Annotated in this window: 14 protein-coding genes; 2 read left to right on the forward strand and 12 right to left on the reverse strand. The window is 38.1% G+C overall.

The genetic code is table 11. The features are described 5' to 3' along the window. Positions 1–28: 28 nt before the first annotated feature. The gene (locus ACQKKK_RS04985) at positions 29–112 is read right to left on the reverse strand and encodes a YjcZ family sporulation protein (RefSeq protein WP_427614801.1); all 84 of its coding nucleotides are present in this window, start codon (positions 110–112) and stop codon (positions 29–31) included. A gap of 201 nt (positions 113–313) precedes the next feature. Between ACQKKK_RS04985 and ACQKKK_RS04990 the strand changes: the two genes are divergently transcribed. Next, entirely contained in the window at positions 314–1,180 is an 867-nt protein-coding gene (locus ACQKKK_RS04990) for a peptidylprolyl isomerase (protein WP_427614510.1), read from the forward strand. A gap of 57 nt (positions 1,181–1,237) precedes the next feature. Here ACQKKK_RS04990 and ACQKKK_RS04995 read toward each other — a convergent pair whose 3' ends face one another. The 8 genes from ACQKKK_RS04995 to cysK form a co-directional block, all read right to left on the reverse strand. Further along, a complete protein-coding gene (locus tag ACQKKK_RS04995) occupies positions 1,238–1,420 on the reverse strand; it encodes a sporulation YhaL family protein (RefSeq protein WP_053344914.1) in 183 nt (60 codons plus the stop codon). Positions 1,421–1,519: 99 nt separating this feature from the next. Continuing rightward, on the reverse strand, positions 1,520–2,458 hold the full coding sequence (yhaM, locus tag ACQKKK_RS05000) for a 3'-5' exoribonuclease YhaM (protein WP_061462013.1): 939 nt from the start codon (positions 2,456–2,458) through the stop codon (positions 1,520–1,522). A gap of 174 nt (positions 2,459–2,632) precedes the next feature. Next, positions 2,633–3,331 carry a (2Fe-2S)-binding protein gene (locus ACQKKK_RS05005; protein WP_427614512.1) on the reverse strand — a complete coding sequence of 233 codons (699 nt, stop codon included), beginning with the start codon at positions 3,329–3,331 and terminating at the stop codon, positions 2,633–2,635. After that, entirely contained in the window at positions 3,324–4,148 is an 825-nt protein-coding gene (locus ACQKKK_RS05010; RefSeq protein WP_427614514.1) for an ABC transporter ATP-binding protein, read from the reverse strand. The genes ACQKKK_RS05005 and ACQKKK_RS05010 overlap by 8 nt, the downstream gene beginning before the upstream one ends. Positions 4,149–4,480: 332 nt before the next feature. Next, entirely contained in the window at positions 4,481–4,888 is a 408-nt protein-coding gene (locus tag ACQKKK_RS05015) for a hypothetical protein (RefSeq protein ID WP_427614515.1), read from the reverse strand. Between the two features lie 58 nt (positions 4,889–4,946). After that, complete coding sequence (locus ACQKKK_RS05020) at positions 4,947–7,949, reverse strand: AAA family ATPase (protein WP_427614517.1); 3,003 nt, start codon at positions 7,947–7,949, stop codon at positions 4,947–4,949. Positions 7,950–7,970: 21 nt separating this feature from the next. Next, complete coding sequence (locus tag ACQKKK_RS05025; protein ID WP_427614519.1) at positions 7,971–9,182, reverse strand: metallophosphoesterase family protein; 1,212 nt, start codon at positions 9,180–9,182, stop codon at positions 7,971–7,973. Between the two features lie 182 nt (positions 9,183–9,364). Then, a complete protein-coding gene (gene cysK / locus ACQKKK_RS05030) occupies positions 9,365–10,288 on the reverse strand; it encodes a cysteine synthase A (protein ID WP_427614520.1) in 924 nt (307 codons plus the stop codon). A gap of 334 nt (positions 10,289–10,622) precedes the next feature. On the opposite strand from cysK, the gene ACQKKK_RS05035 reads away from it, so the two are divergent. Continuing rightward, positions 10,623–10,811, forward strand: a complete 189-nt coding sequence (locus tag ACQKKK_RS05035) for a YhzD family protein (RefSeq protein ID WP_427614521.1) — start codon at positions 10,623–10,625, stop codon at positions 10,809–10,811. Positions 10,812–11,513: 702 nt separating this feature from the next. Here the strand turns inward: ACQKKK_RS05035 and ACQKKK_RS05040 are convergent. The 3 genes from ACQKKK_RS05040 to ACQKKK_RS05050 all read right to left on the reverse strand — a co-directional run bounded on the left by ACQKKK_RS05040 (position 11,514) and on the right by ACQKKK_RS05050 (position 13,823). Continuing rightward, positions 11,514–12,761 carry an MFS transporter gene (locus ACQKKK_RS05040; RefSeq protein WP_427614522.1) on the reverse strand — a complete coding sequence of 416 codons (1,248 nt, stop codon included), beginning with the start codon at positions 12,759–12,761 and terminating at the stop codon, positions 11,514–11,516. A 166-nt stretch (positions 12,762–12,927) separates the two neighbouring features. Further along, entirely contained in the window at positions 12,928–13,092 is a 165-nt protein-coding gene (locus ACQKKK_RS05045) for a hypothetical protein (RefSeq protein WP_427614523.1), read from the reverse strand. Positions 13,093–13,235: 143 nt separating this feature from the next. Beyond that, positions 13,236–13,823, reverse strand: a complete 588-nt coding sequence (locus ACQKKK_RS05050) for a TetR/AcrR family transcriptional regulator (protein WP_427614524.1) — start codon at positions 13,821–13,823, stop codon at positions 13,236–13,238. Positions 13,824–14,292 lie beyond the last annotated feature (469 nt).

A 14,292-nucleotide genomic window follows, 5' to 3' on the forward strand; every position in this document is an offset into this window, starting at 1 on the left:
CTCTTTCCATTATTAATATTGCGAACTATTAGCAAAAGGATGCTCCTACAATAATTAATAAAATGAATAACACCACTAACAAAGCGAAACCTCCGTTAAATCCATTACCCATTATGCTACCTCCTTTTGATGTCCTCGATTTATCATATGTAATGGTTTACTATCTGGGTAGGCGTCCACCCATTTTCCAAAAATTCTTATTCATACACCAATATATTATTTTTTGTAAAGTAACCAGAATATGTTATAGTTAATTTTGTGGAAATACTAAGAAGAATAGCAAACCAGAAACTTAAAACTAGGAGTTGTTTTTATGAAGAAATGGGCATTATCGATTGCTGTTACTGCAGGGCTGATCGGACTTACAGCATGCAACAGCGACAAGGAAGCAGTCGTGGAAACTAAAGCGGGAGATATATCTAAAGATGAATTTTACAATACAATGAAAGACCGTTATGGTGAAACCGTCCTTCAAGAACTTATTTATGAAAAAGTTCTTTCTGAAAAATATACAGTAACGGATAAGGAAGTAAAAGCTAAAACGGACGAGCTTAAAGAACAAATGGGTGAAAATTTCCAAACTGCTCTGGCCTCTTCCGGATATAAGAGCGAAGATGATCTTAAACGTGCACTAAAAATCGGCATGCTTCAAGAAAAAGCAGCCGTTGCTGATATTACAGTAAAAGAAGCTGACGTAAAAAAAGCTTATGAAGACTATAAACCACAAATCAAAGCGAGACATATTCTTGTAAAAGACAAAAAAACTGCTGACGAAGTTGAAGCTAAATTGGACAAAGGCGAAGACTTCGCTAAACTTGCAAAAGAATATTCAACAGACACAGGCTCAGCTGAAAAAGGCGGGGAGCTAGGCTGGTTCGGTCAAGGTGAAATGGTTCCTGCATTTGAAGAACAAGCTTACAAAATGAAGAAAAATGAAATCAGCAAACCGATTAAATCCGATTATGGCTACCACATCATCCAACTTCTTGATACAAAAGAAAAGAAACCATATAAAGATATGAAAAAAGATCTTGAGTATGATTTGAAAGTCGCTCAAATTGACCAAACTAAAGTTCAAGATATTTTGAATTCAGAAGTCAAAAAAGCGGACGTGAAGATTAAAGATAAAGACCTAAAAGATGCCATCACTTCTGGTGACGCAACTAAAGCTGAAAAATAATTGGATAGAAAAAAGCGGCAGGCCTTTGGCCTGTCGCTTTTTTTCTCATCATTCAAGCTATGCTCCCTGATTTATATCCTTTTTACGCCTCTCACGCTCTTCTTCCATACGTTCAATGTACTTCTGACCTTCCTTCTCAATCCATGCATCATCTATGAGGCGTTCCTGCCTAGCTGTCCAAATTGACATGACTGCACTGACGATTATTCCAATAAACACGAACCAGATCCAAATTGGCATGTCCATTCCCTCCCAAAAAATCTACTATTCATTTAATAGAGAATATGCGTGAACAAAAAAAATATGCTTCTTTCTCCATCGAGAAAGAAGCATATTTCATTAAAATGTTGGTTTATAGAATGAACGATTATCGAGCGCAAAGACTCTTTCCGTAAATTCACCCGGTTTCACTTTTTCCAAAGCGCGGTCCATCATATTTATCTTGGCATCCATATTATCAATATAATGTAACACTTCCGCTTCCCTCACCATTGGCGGTTTGGGGCTGCCCCATTCCGCTTTACCATGATGGCTTAATATCAAGTGCTTGAGAATCATGATTTCTTCTGCTTCAATGCCTAATTCCTCTGCAGCTTTACCGACTTCATTTACCATGATGGTAATATGACCCAACAAGTTCCCTTCGACAGTATAAACAGTCGACACAGGCCCAGATAGCTCATGTACCTTTCCAAGATCATGCAGGATGACTCCTGCATACAAAAGATCCCTGTTGAGCGAAGGATATAGGGTTGAAATGGCCTTAGCCAGCCCTAGCATCGATACGACATGATAGGCAAGTCCCGACATATACTCATGATGGTTCTTGGTGGCAGCAGGAAACGTCAGGAATTCATTCTGATATTTTTTAATGAGGTGCCTAGTCACCCTTTGGATATTCGGATTCCTCATTTCAAAAATGAATTGAGTGATGGTTTCCATCATTTCTTCTTGACTTAAAGGGGCCGTTTGAATTAAATCGGCTTTGGTGACGCCATCGGCATCTGAAGTAAGTCTAATATTACGGATTTTCAATTGGCTGCGTCCCCGATAATTCTGGACTTCCCCTTGAACTTTCACCGTAGCTTCCGCACTGTATGTTTTCTCATCAGCCTCGGAAACATCCCATAGCTTTGCTTCGATTTCCCCGGTTTTATCACATAAAATCAATGTTAAAAACGGCTTTCCATTACTTGCAACCGCTTTTGTACTCGTTTTAATATACATATATATATCTACTACTTCACCAATTCCGTAGTGTATGATCCCATTTCCCATGCGACTGCCCCCGTTCAATTAAATATCAACATTATAACATATCAATCTAGTTAGTGCGTTTAGTTTTCGTAATAAGTGACAGACAATAGAAAGGAAAAGACTAAGCTGCCGTCACCCTCACCCCACAAGAAAACCAGGCTTGAACTCAAGCCTGGCTCTCCAATCGGATCTATTTCAACAGTTCTTGTTCGGACAATACGCGCACTTATCCTGGCCCTCGATTCGGAAATATAAACAGCATGTCACCCGTTTATAAGGATTCATGGACTCCGGAACACTTTTTTCCCCAATGAATCTTTTAAAAGGTGAACGTGTTTCAATATTCAGCCATGTTTCATCTTCAAGCAGCCTTTCAATGTCCCTTCCAACCCGCGTCTTTATATCGGTCTGCTTCAGTAACTCACTATACATCCAGACCGTGTAGCTCCAAATATTTTCCCAAAGTACAAGTTTCGATATTTTAGTAGTTTCGGAAAATGTGCGAATGGCATCCGCTCCAAAGCTGCTTAATATGGAATGTAGGGCAGAAGAGCTTTCCTTTTCCGTAACATTGCTCCACCTGTTAATTTTCAGCAAAAAATCAGGAAGCCAATGTTCATCTTCTGGATCATCCAAAACGCCAATGTCCTGAAGTGTGCCTTCCCAGATAAGCCGATGTTTACTGAACATGTAAAATTGTGCCGTGACAAAAAAAGCATAATGTCTGAACCACATTGAAATTGCTATTCTTGACGTTTCCGCCCCAGACCTGGCTTGTGCATACTCAATCAGCTCATCAACATGATTGAAGTTCTTGGAAATCTTGGCATCATCCCGAAAGGATATGCGATATCCTTGCAGCTCTTTTTCAATAGATGGTGAGAGGTTATGCATTGGCCAGCGCTTTCACCTGACTTCGAGCGTAACGGCCTTTACCAAACGGGATGCACATGGGACTGCCAAAAATTGGATCAAAAGAAATTTGACACTCCATGCCGAATACATGCTGCACCAAGTCAGGCGTGATGATATCCTCTGGCCGACCTTGAGCATGTATCACTCCGTCTTTAAGTGCCACCAGATTATCTGCATAACGACAAGCTAAATTCAAATCATGAAGCACCATCACGATCGTTCTGTTCTCAAACTCATTCAACTCGAACAATAAGTCCAAAATCTCGATTTGGTGGGTCATATCAAGATATGTAGTCGGTTCATCCAACAAAATGATGTCCGTATCCTGAGCCAGAGTCATCGCTATCCATGCGCGTTGCTTTTGACCTCCCGATAATTCATCGACTGCCCGATCTTTCAGTCCGGTCAGGTTCGTTGCCTCAATTGCCTTTTGAACTTTTTCTTCATCCACGGAACTCCACTGTTTTAACCAACTTTGATAAGGATATCTTCCTTGTTTAACAAGTTGATAGACTGTGAGTCCTTCAGGAGCAACAGGCGATTGCGGAAGGATCGCCATCTTTCTTGCTATATCCTTCGATGACATGGTTGAAATCGCTTTGCCTTCAAGAAAAACTGAGCCGGATTGAGGTTTTAACAAGCGGGCAACCGACCTTAGCAGTGTTGATTTTCCACATCCATTAGCACCGATGAACACGGTGATTTCCCCATCGGGTATTTTTATATTCATATCATTTATGATTAATTTATCACCATAACCGAGCGATAAAGACTGTGTGTTAATAGCTGGTCGCATTAAAATACTCCCCTTTTAGTCTAATAACACCAGTTTAATGAAAATGATTCTCAGTGTCAATCTTTAAAAAGAATATAGTCCAAAATTTCATGGCCCATTCCTCTCAAATGATTCATAAAGTGACACTCGATTAAAGATATAGCTTTCTTTGGAAACATTAATGTAAAAAATTTCAGCCCATTATAGTAATTTTAGCCCTATCATTACCACTTGCCTTTAGCTTCCTCACAAACGATTCATTAGTCCATGTTCCCCCTTTAGGGCAATCGCCTGTTGGAACCTCCAAACTCCATTTAGATGAAAATAAAAAAACCCTCCATTTGGAGAGCCTTTTAACCGACCAGCAAGCGGTTAGTACAGTGTGCCAGAGATTCATCTCTAATGAAGGTAAATAAAGCCTGATCGATAAAAGGGACTAATCCTTCGGCGATGTTCCAGGCATTGACCTCTATTTGATAAAGGATTTCTGACTTTCCTGTATTGTATAGCTCCTCACTAAGCACAGCAAGATCGGGGTCTAACGCGTGGCCCATCTCATGTGAGAGAATCACCCATGTATATTCCTCAAGCCTCTCAAGCGAGCCTAGGGAGCGTTCACACTGTATTTCGATATCTCTTCTATACAAAGTGATCGTATGTCCTTCGGCAGAATATTTCCCCCCAACACATCGTGCACCAGGAAACTCCTTTTCGATTATTAGCTCCAAAGAAGAATCATGGTGGCCTACAAACTCATTCATATTCAATGACTTCACTCTCTTTTTTTATAGTTTAAATCCCATTATATTTCGGGGATGATCAAATCATTCTTTTTTGGCGCAATACGGGACTGGATAGATGAATTACTTGATTTTCAGTAAAGTGTTCCATTACATGTCGATGACAAGTAAAAAAGAAAATTTGCCGCTTTTCCGATACCTTTTTCAATAACTCAAGCGTCCGTTTTGTCCTTTCCTCATCAAAATTGACGAAACTATCATCAATGATGAGAGGGAATGAATCATATTCAAAAGTATGATCAGCAAGTGCGAGCCTTAGGGAAACATATATTTGCTCTGCTGTCCCGCGGCTGACCTCTTCAACCCTGAAACTCAAGCCATCACTTCGCTGTACCCAAATTCCTTCTCCCGACTGGTCAAGGATGATTTTCCGATAGCTTCCATTCGTTAAAAAGGCAAAATGCCCCTCTGCATCGGCGATGACCTTCGGAAGGCGTTCCCTTTTATATCGGTCCAAGGTTTTATTCAATAAGCTTTTGGCTATTGCCAATTTCGCCCATTCCTTAGCTTCTTCGTTAAACGCAGCCTTTTCTTCATAAAAACGATGGAGTAGATCATCATGAATCCCTGAAGCTTCAAGCTGTTTTATCCTATGCTTCGCATCCGACTGTTTCTCTAATAAAAGTGATTTCACCTTTACAGAATCCTTCCGTTTCCGTTCCAAATTTTCAAATGTATATGTGGTGATCCCCTGTTTTAGGTAAGTTTGGATTTGATCAGGCAGCATTCTCGATTGCCCAATTTGAATGGTAACCAAATCAAGTTGTTTTTGGAAAGTGACTTTCTTTTCGGACAAGGCGGCGTCATGTCTGAACTCTTCCTCACCCTTTACCTTCGCTATCTTAAAAAGCTGTTCCATTTCCGCATCGAGATAGTCTTTTTCCATCGTCAAATGCTCGATTTCGTTCGCCAAATGACTCCGTTCCTGCATCCATTGCGTTAATTGAACGGAGAATTCAACCGCTTTATTCATTTCCCGTTTCAAAAGGCCAATCGCTTCCCGCCATGTGGCAGGTTCGAAATCAAGGCTGTGTGCAAAATGAAATAAAGCCTTCGATTTACTTTCAAACTCTGTATGTAGAAATTGGTACCGATTGATTGTTTCATATTTTCTGTCAACGGCTTCCTTCCATTTCTCAAGCAGTTCAAATACAGATTCAAGATTGTATTCCATTCCGGGATAAGACATGCCCCAACCGCTTAGGATGCCTCTCATCTCTTTATCCAATCGGTCCCAGCTAGCTTCCCAAGCGGTATATTCCTGAATGGTCGATTCAAACGCTTCCTCTCTTTCTTCATACTTGAACCTTTCACTTTCAAGCCGCCTTTGTAGACGTTGGTCCAGTTCAAGCAACTGTCCCATCGACTCTCCTTCACTCCCTTTATTAGTTTCACTCCCAATTGCAGCCCTTTTCCTTTTCATCTCATCCAATTGCCGGATATACCCTGACAATATATCATCACCTTTGAAGAGGGACCTGGAAACCGCAAACAGAACAGCCATGGCTAAAAGGATAATTCCCAACAAAATCTGTTCACTGAAATAACTTCCGATCGCACCTAAACAAAGAATTACTATAAAACTGCCATTCATGATAAGTGAACGTTTGCGGTTATGCGCTTCCTTCTTCCTCTGTAATGCCAATTGTTTTTCTGCTTCAAGTATTTGTTCATCAAGAATAAGGGTTTTGGCTGCTTCAAATTCGATGTTATGCCGCTTGTTGTAAAAGGATTCCAGCTCGTTTCTTTTTTCTTCCGGCATTATCTGGCCCTTTATCTCCTTCAAGCGGGCTTCTGTCATTTCCAGACTTCCCTTTTGCAGTCCATATTTCTCATCAAGCTGTTTTTTATCATTTTGAAGTTGATGCTTTTCCCTCTCCGCCCTTTTGACCCTTTCCTTCATAAAACTACTGATATCAAGTTTTCTTATTTCATCATCAGAAACATCCAAGAATAATTGCTGCTTCACCTTTTCGATATTCTTTTCTTCCATCAGCCTTTCATGTTCCGCTTTTCTTATATCCAGCTCAAGCTTCTCCAGCAATGTTCCTTGATCGATAGCATGCTCAATCTGCTCTTTATGTTCCTTGATGAACGGATTGATTTCGATTTCCGTGAGATTGCCTTCAAGTTTGGCCATCTTATCCGTCAATGCGGCCAGTTGAGCTTTCATCGGCATTCCAACTGCCTGTAACTGTTCAAGTCTCTTTAAACCATCGACAGGAAAACTTACATCCTTGATTTTACTTATTTCGGTTTCAAGGTCCTCCTGTTCTTCAACCAAGGGCTTAATTTGCAAAAAAGTGCTCACGTTAACAAGGCTTTCTTCAATCTCTTGAATATCTATCGTGACTTTAGAGAGCTCCTCCTTGAGTTTTGCCTCTTCATGAAGCAATGCCGTATATGACTGCTGTTCTTGTTCTGATGCTTTTACCTTTTTCTGCAATTCCTTAAGCTCTTTTAATCTCACATTCAGTAAAGGTTTTTGGCCTGATGGCTTGAACTTTAAATCAAGCTCTTTTTGCAATTTCGTTTCGGCTTCAAGAAGTTTATCATTCCCAATCAGCCCAGCTGAAAGCAGATATTTACTCATGGTCCCTTCACTTAGTGTATGCAAGCCCTGCAGACCTTGAAGGTCGAAAGAAAAAATGGCTTGGTAATAGTTTTTATCAACGCCATGAAGAATCTCATTCAGTTCTTCCTCGCCGCCAACCCTTCCATCTTCGAAAGTCAATTTCACATCACCAGTAGCTTTTCCCTTCACTCGTTCAATAACGATTTCCCCATCTTTTTTTGTTATGAGACTGAGCCTTCCCCCATATTTGGCATGCATTTTAGGCTCGTAACGCGGTTCACTTTGAACCTTTGTCGGAAATCCAAATAACATACTATGAATGAATGACATAATGGTTGACTTGCCTGATTCATTTTCCCCAAAGAAAATCTGCAGCTGTCCCAATTCTGGAAAACGCTGATTTTCCAGTTTGCCGTAACCATAAACATGGAGGTCTTTAATAATCAAATTCGTTCCTCCTCCCTAAACCTATTTATTCGGTTCAAACACATGCAAAAGCCATCTTTCCGCTTCATGCAAAAGCTCCCTCTGCTCTTCCAGTTCTATTGAATCAAGAAACCTTCTTGCACCCGGATGATTATAAAGCGGGGCCAGAGCAGTCTCCGTATCATCAAATTCAGAAGCAAGCATGGATACCTCAGCCACAAATGGCGATATCCTTTCATTTGACCTAATCATTGGCATGAACTGGATGACTTTGATTTTGTACACCCAGATAAACGATTCGCCTTGCTCCTCATCCTGCAAAATCCGGTTTAATTCCTCAAGATATTCCCCGGAAGCGTCTGCTGCGTCACCAACATTCAGCTTCATTTCCAAAAGAAAACTTCTCCCATCGAAACTCTTCTGTTCAATTACTTCCTTGCATTGCTTGAACAGGGCATCAAATCCACCCTCCGCGGATATTTCAATTGTTTCACTATCCCATATCACTTCAGAGGTTTCAATAAAGGAATGGCGCTTCGTGTCTCCATCTAATTCGACAAGAAGGCACCCTTTTACGCCAGATTCCTTTCGGTTCCTGCCTTGAATATTCCCTGGGTAAATCACCAGCGGATCTTCTGAAACCACCTGATGCTTATGAATATGGCCTAATGCCCAGTAATCGAAATCTTTAGCAGCTAGTTCCTTCAAAGAAAAAGGGGCATATGGGCTATGCTCGGAATTGCCTTCCAAATTTCCATGAAGCAGACCAATATGGTAATCGGCCCCTTCAGCTTTTATGTAGGTTTCGACCATTCTCTCCCTTACATGACGGCGTGGATAACTGAATCCATAAAGGTGGACAGTCGTCCCATCAATTTTTTCAAACAGTTTCACTTCCGTTTGCCCTGAAAATATGTAGACATTATCCGGTAGCTCCACAGTAATCCATGAGCCGCTGAGATGATCATGATTACCATGAATGATATAAGCAGGGATATGATGTTGCTGGAGTTTTTCCATTTCGGTTCGAAAGCGGACCTGTGTCCGGAGACTCCGATTTTCTCCATCGAACAAATCCCCAGATAACACGATAAAGTCAACCTTATGGGAAATTGCTTCATTAATAATATTTTGAAAAGCTTTAAATGGACTTTCCCTTAATTTCTTTAATATAGATGACGGCAAATCCTTCAACCCTGAAAAGGGACTATCCAAATGGAGATCCGCCGCATGAATGAACTTCACACTGCTCATTTTATCACCTCGAATTCTATCAACATTTCACATTTGATTTTAACATAAGCAGAACATACTTTCCCATATATTATTACTTTAATACTTTATCACGGGACCAGATAATCCAGTATGGGCAAATTCAACAGAAAAAAGACCGAATGGCGTGAACATTGTTTCATGCACGGCATTCGGTCTTTTTCCTATTTAAAAATATCCATACTTAAATAACGTTCACCATTATCAGGTGCAATACATAATACTCGTTTTCCACTTCCAAGACGTCGAGCTTCCTGTAGGGCAGTCCATACAGAGGCACCGCCTGATGGTCCAATCAAAATGCCTTCCTTTGAAGCCATATCCTTCATGGTAGAAATGGCATCTTCATCAGCCGCTTGAACGATTTCATCAAATACTTCTGTATTTAAAATGCTTGGGATGAAACCAGGGCTCGTACCCACTAACTTATGAGGACCAGGCTTTCCGCCGGAAAGAACAGGAGATCCCTTAGGCTCGACAACGACAACCCTTAAATCCGGGAGCTGTTCTTTTAATGCTTCACCTGTACCGGTAATCGTTCCTCCCGTTCCTGCAGTAGCTACAAACACATCTAGCTTTCCATCCATCTGATCAAGGATCTCGACTGCAGTCGTAACTCTGTGAATATCAGGGTTGGCTTGGTTTTCGAATTGCTGCGGAATAAAGCTATTTGTGATCTCGGCGGCGAGTTCCTCAGCTTTACGAATGGCTCCGGGCATCCGCTCTGACGCAGGGGTGAGGACAACTTCCGCTCCATATGCCTTTAATATATTGATTCTTTCTTTTGACATATTATCCGGCATGACCATAATGGCCCGATACCCCTTTGCCGCGGCATTCATTGCAAGTCCAATACCTGTATTTCCTGATGTTGGCTCTATGATCGTTGCCCCTGATTGAATGATTCCATCCAATTCAGCCTGCCTAATCAAGTTAAAGGCAGCCCGATCTTTTACACTGCGGCTCGGATTGAAATATTCAAGTTTAACAAATACTTCAGCGTCACCCTTCGCTGTTAAATGATTGATTCTTACAACAGGTGTATCTCCTATCAATTCCGTGATATTATTAACGATTTTTAGCGTCATTCAAAAAACTCCCTTCATCCCATACACTTCTACATTCACTTTTCCTCAAGATTATTATATCATTTATGATTTTTTATTTTAAAGAGAGAATTCCTCTAGTTTAAATAGGTTTTGTTTTCATGCTTTTCAGCTTATATAAAAAAACTCTAAAGTTTGTTCGGTATAGTTATTTTCCATCTTTTATGAAGATATTCAGCTACTCATCAATATTCTCATTGTTAATATATTTCTCTTACATAATAATAGTCAAAATTGACAGATAATGATAAAATTTTTATAACAGACCTATCTTTAGAAAATAGACAGAATTATACTTGAAAAGGGAGTTTTAAACATGAGCAGAATATACAAATTAACCGTTTTTGAACCGTCAGGGGAAAAACTATTGGATGAATCATTTACAGCCGAGAATGATAAACAAGCAAAAGAATTGGGACAAAATCTATTGAATGAAAAAAATTATCAAGATCAAACGCACCGCTGTACATCACCTTCAGGCACGCTATTGCTGTTTCATCGCTGATTGAAATTGGAAGCGCAATCAAAGGTGTGATCCAGTTTTCCACATTTTCATTTTTAATTATATGGAAAAACCGTCACTAAAAAACATAGAGGAAGAAACGTTAGAATATGGCACCATTTACTGTTTGACTATTTTAATATTCTAGAGATTCTCAGTGTACGACAATAAAACACAAAACAACAAAAATATCTAAGGTCTAATGTTCTATAATCGTAAAAAAATAAAATATTAATTATTCTACTGTATTAGGATTCCTTTTCCCTTATTCAATAGCAGTAGAAAATAATGTTCTACTTTAAGTTTTTTAATGAGTATGGGGTGGAAAAAGAAGCTCAAGAAGAGCTATAATCAGCAAAGGACATGAGAGTTAAAACTTAGGCAGAGCAAAATACTATAGAGGTTAACCTAAACTTTAAGCACAATAGCTATAGTAGAGAAAGCTTATAGTTTTAAAAAAACAACATTTAAAAATTTCCTGTACATAATTTAACAAACTATCACCTTCTGAAGGAATATTCAATAATGTTGAAACCAAGAACCTGTAATAGGCTCTTGGTTTTCAATTTATTTGCTGGATTATAATAATCACTTCTAGTCCTTTCCAAAGACTTTTAGGTGATTTTTAGTCATACATACTCTAGTTAAATACCTTGGTAGATGTTGGCTTGCTCGATAACTGAAAAAGGAGAGATTACAATTAGATTAATCTCGCCTTTTCATAATTACCCTAGATAGATCACAAGATATGCTGTTTCTCAACTTGTGTATTATTTTCAGTTTAAGTTTTAAACTCACAATAGCAGCAAGTATAATAATTAAACCAGCCGTCATAAATACTGTTATAATCGAGGTCATTTCCATAAAGAATCCAGAAATACTTGTGCCGATTAGTAAAGAGCCTGTGAATATTGGAGTAATTAAACCATTAATCCTACCGATATATGACTCTTGTACAGACGTTAGCATGAGAGTTGCTAATATAGTTTGTATAAAAGCTAAAAAGATGCCAGTGAGAAAACGCATTGCACCAGTTAACAGCGGCCACATGGACCACACTTCTATTATAGTCGCAATGCCTAAAAAAAAGAATCCAGTAAAAATAACTAAATGACCTTTGATTTTTTTGGATACAAGAGCTGCAATCCCCGCTCCTATTAACATCCCTACTCCAGATAATGCTGTAAACCATTTTAGATTTTCCATTTCCAAGGCCAATCTATCGATAACAATAAAAACATCCAATGGTTGAACTAGGCCTACTCCTAAAGCTAAAATTGCATATATCAACATAAGCACCTGCAAATTTTTACTTTGAGTAACATACATTATACCAGCTTTAAGATCACCAATTGCTGTTTCGTTTTTTTCATATTTAACCTTTTCTGTTCTTGGTAAAAAGGAAAGAATTAAAGCAGAAAAGGCAAAAATAATCAACAGGCTCATTAATACCCGTTCAATACCAAAATACTGATAGATCGAAGTACCGATTATAGGTCCAATAATAACAAATAGTGACATTAGACTTTGGGAAAACGCAATGGCGGATGGGATGTGTTTTTCTTCCACATTTTGTTTAATTAGCTTCATTGAGGAGGGTTGTGAAAATTGAGAAACAATAGCTGATACAGCTGTTACTAGAAAAACTGCCTGCCAATGTCCGGATTCCACAACTATAATGATAAATATTATTGAAATAAAACTAAGGATATCCCCCAGAATCATAGTCCTTTTAGGTATCCATCTATCTGCTAATACACCACCAATAATCGAAAATATTAATATCGGTAAATATTCAATTATTGTTAGAATTGAAATAGCTATTGGACTACCATTAGTTCGCTCAACCACGAAAAATAATAACGACATATTACGAATCCATATTCCGATATTTTGTAATAAATCCGATGCCATAACAATCATAAATGGCCGATTAGAAAATAAAGTTTTCATATTCGCTCCTCAATTAAACTGAACAGTCAGTTTAATAATTATTTAAACATTTGCTCCAAAATAGAGTATTCAAAACTTACAAACAAAACCGAACGTGCGGTTTATTTTGTAAGCGTTATTTATTCAATATGTAAGATTTCCTTCATTGGAATCGGATACTACGTTACTATCTTTTACCTTGGTTTCTTTTTTTACTGTTATCTAATACTTCCCCTAAATCCCTAGTGAATTTTTCAATAGTTTCAATTTCCTTTAACGTTTCATTAACTTGAGGTACATTTTCTACTTTAATTTTACCTACTTGTATCCATTTATTATCCTTTTCCTTCAATTTATTCACCCCTTAAAATCATATAAACACCATCAAAACTTCATTTAATTACTCTCTCACTAATTATAGTCAACAAGTAATACTTTTCAGCCCCCTTACTAATAGATAATAAATAAGATAAAAGTTTTTTGCTAATACCTTATTTATTTGTTCAAAACACCATTCAAAAAGTAAGTAACAGCCTTCTTATAAATATTTTTCATCTCAGATTCGGAGTATTCGTAATACGTTGCACTTAACCCATCCATGAGACCAGAAAATATTATAGCTAGTTCCTTACTGTCAACTTTAGGTATAAAACCTGATTCTATAGCTTCATTTATTAAAGAAACATATAATTCACGAGGGCTACGCATAATCCCCAAAAGTTTATTCAATATCTCTTCATTTCGTTCAGGGTTACTTATATAAAATTCTTCTGTTATTTTCGTTAATGGGTTTTGTGAATCGATTGCATAATATTCTGCAATACCATAAAATTTATCGATAATATTATCATATTTTTTTTCTTTTTCTTTCCATATAGATTTCCATTCAATTGATTTTCTTTCAATAAGTTTAAAGAATAATGTTTCCTTGCTATCAAAGTGATAGTAGATGCTCCCTTTACTTACTCCGCTATGCTCAACTATATCTGCAATAGTAGTTGAAGAGTATCCTTTCGTTAGAAAAACCTCTTTTGCTTTATCTAATATATAATCTTTTTTTATTTTCCCTTTAGTTGTTTTCATGTGACCACCTTACAAACCGACTATTTGGTTTAATTTTACACTATTATAAAAAAAGGTCAAATAGAAATCTATCTTCAAGCAATTATTCCCCTTAGTGTGCGGATAGATGGCATATCTTTCCGAAGGTAAAGATATGCCATTTTCACCCTGTAACTAAAGAATAGAAATAAAGTCCTTCATTTTTCATTATTTTTGGTTCCTGAAAACACCTATTACGCACTTTCATCCACCTTCTATTAGGTGGCTATTAAGTTCATTTCGGCTACTAGCTATTGAAATAACCCATTAAATTCATTTTGGAAACTTGATTGTAGTTTTAGGCTATTGAATCATTTACCTTGAATAATTTGCCCTTGGATAAGGTACCCACCACGTTGAAGAAAATCATTCCATTGTGTTTTTCAATTTCAGCTATGATATTTTTCAAAAATTACGTTTTACTAGTCGCTTAAACAGACAACCCTCTTTA

Origin of the sequence: Peribacillus sp. NPDC006672, assembly GCF_050274955.1 — a bacterium.
GTDB lineage: Bacteria > Bacillota > Bacilli > Bacillales > DSM-1321 > Peribacillus.

What these genes read in the sequence shown, in the direction of transcription:
- ACQKKK_RS04985 (WP_427614801.1), bottom strand. Translation starts at nt 112, where the DNA reads ATGGGTAATGGATTTAACGGAGGTTTCGCTTTGTTAGTGGTGTTATTC.
- ACQKKK_RS04990 (WP_427614510.1), top strand. Translation starts at nt 314, where the DNA reads ATGAAGAAATGGGCATTATCGATTGCTGTTACTGCAGGGCTGATCGGA.
- ACQKKK_RS04995 (WP_053344914.1), bottom strand. Translation starts at nt 1,420, where the DNA reads ATGCCAATTTGGATCTGGTTCGTGTTTATTGGAATAATCGTCAGTGCA.
- yhaM (WP_061462013.1), bottom strand. Translation starts at nt 2,458, where the DNA reads ATGGGAAATGGGATCATACACTACGGAATTGGTGAAGTAGTAGATATA.
- ACQKKK_RS05005 (WP_427614512.1), bottom strand. Translation starts at nt 3,331, where the DNA reads ATGCATAACCTCTCACCATCTATTGAAAAAGAGCTGCAAGGATATCGC.
- ACQKKK_RS05010 (WP_427614514.1), bottom strand. Translation starts at nt 4,148, where the DNA reads ATGCGACCAGCTATTAACACACAGTCTTTATCGCTCGGTTATGGTGAT.
- ACQKKK_RS05015 (WP_427614515.1), bottom strand. Translation starts at nt 4,888, where the DNA reads ATGAATGAGTTTGTAGGCCACCATGATTCTTCTTTGGAGCTAATAATC.
- ACQKKK_RS05025 (WP_427614519.1), bottom strand. Translation starts at nt 9,182, where the DNA reads ATGAGCAGTGTGAAGTTCATTCATGCGGCGGATCTCCATTTGGATAGT.
- cysK (WP_427614520.1), bottom strand. Translation starts at nt 10,288, where the DNA reads ATGACGCTAAAAATCGTTAATAATATCACGGAATTGATAGGAGATACA.
- ACQKKK_RS05035 (WP_427614521.1), top strand. Translation starts at nt 10,623, where the DNA reads ATGAGCAGAATATACAAATTAACCGTTTTTGAACCGTCAGGGGAAAAA.
- ACQKKK_RS05040 (WP_427614522.1), bottom strand. Translation starts at nt 12,761, where the DNA reads ATGAAAACTTTATTTTCTAATCGGCCATTTATGATTGTTATGGCATCG.
- ACQKKK_RS05050 (WP_427614524.1), bottom strand. Translation starts at nt 13,823, where the DNA reads ATGAAAACAACTAAAGGGAAAATAAAAAAAGATTATATATTAGATAAA.